Annotated in this window: 1 protein-coding gene and 1 pseudogene; both read right to left on the bottom strand. The window is 65.7% G+C overall.

The annotated features are described in order from the left end of the window. On the bottom strand, nucleotides 1-1,090 hold a 1,090-nt coding region (coaBC, locus tag EN993_RS35705), incomplete at its 3' end, for a bifunctional phosphopantothenoylcysteine decarboxylase/phosphopantothenate--cysteine ligase CoaBC (RefSeq protein ID WP_206532482.1). Between the two features lie 76 nt (nucleotides 1,091-1,166). Further along, nucleotides 1,167-1,490: pseudogene (locus EN993_RS35710) on the bottom strand (ubiquinone biosynthesis protein UbiB); the annotation flags it as partial.

The raw sequence follows: 1,490 nt of genomic DNA on the forward strand, positions 1-1,490 counted from the left end.
CGGCCGAGTTGTCCGTACGCCAGTCGGCAACGGCGGCGACGAACACCGCCGCGTCGGCGGGCAGGAGCTGTTCCACCGCATCGCGCATCTCTTGCGCACGTTCGACATGGATGGTCTTCACCCCGGCGGGATCGGCGATGCCGACAGGACCGGAGACGAGGTGCACATCGGCGCCGAGCCTGGCCAGTGCTGCCGCGATGGCATGGCCCTGCTTGCCGGAGGAACGGTTGGCGATGTAGCGCACCGGGTCGATCGGCTCATGCGTCGGGCCGGAGGTGACGATGATCTTGCGCCCCGACAGCGGCCTGGGGCCGACATCGAGCAGCGCCTCGATGGCGGCGACGATCTCCAGCGGCTCGGCCATGCGGCCTTCGCCCGCCTCATTGCTTTCCGCCATCTCACCCCTGGCCGGACCGACAAAGGCGATGCCGTCCTTTTGTAGCGTCGCGCGGTTGCGGCGGGTGGCTGGATGCGCCCACATTCTGGGATTCATGGCCGGCGCCATCAACACCGGCTTGTCGGTGGCGACAAGCACGGTGGAGGCCAGATCGTTGGCGTGGCCGTTGGCGAGCTTGGCCATCAGGTCGGCGGTGGCGGGCGCCACCACCAGCAGATCGGCCTCGCGCGACAGCCTAATATGGCCGACATCGTGCTCATCATTGCGGTCGAACAGGTCGGTAAAGACATGGTCTGCGGAGAGCGCGCCAACCGACAGCGTGGTAACGAATTCCTGCGCGGCCGATGTCATGACCACCCGAACCGCAGCCCCACGCTCGCGCAGCCGGCGGATTAGATCAAGCGCCTTGTAGGCGGCGATGCCGCCGCCGATGATGAGCAGGATGCGCTTGCTGGAGAGGCCGCGCGGCATGATTTTCCCCGCGACAACTGGGGCTAGGCCGCGTGCGCTCGCAAGTTCGCGCAAGGTCTGTTCGATCTGATCAATGCGGCCGGCCGAACCAAGCTGGCCTTCGACGGCAGCACGGATCATCACCCGCGCCTGCTCTTCCATCGAGCGGTCGTTCTCCGCTGCGAGCTGGCGCAGCAGATCCTTGACCTCGTCGTCAAGATTGCGAATGGTGATGCTGGCCATATGATTGCACTCTGCTCAACATTGCCGAATGCAATGATAGCAATGCAATCACTTTGGGACAAGCCGTTCCAGACCGCTAGATGATCTTCCAGGCGATATAGACGAGCGTCAGCGCGATCACCCACAGTGCCAGGCGGCCGGAGCGGCTGTAGCGCGCCTCGGCCTTGCCGATGGCGCGCGCGGTTGTCTCGTCGAAGCGCAGGCCGTGCTCGGCCATCAGGTCGATCTCGCGCGACAGCCGGTCGGTGCGCGCCGCAAGCTCGGGTACCTGGCGGGCCAGCGTCAGCAGCGCCTTGGCGCCGTCGCGCGCATCGATCATCATGCCACGTGGACCAAGGTTGCCGGCAATCCAGCCGCCGACCACCGGTTCGGCGGTCTTCCACATATTGAAAGCCGGGTC

It is taken from the genome of Mesorhizobium sp. M7D.F.Ca.US.004.01.2.1 (genome assembly GCF_003997785.1).
In the GTDB taxonomy this organism is placed as follows: Bacteria; Pseudomonadota; Alphaproteobacteria; order Rhizobiales; family Rhizobiaceae; genus Mesorhizobium; species Mesorhizobium loti.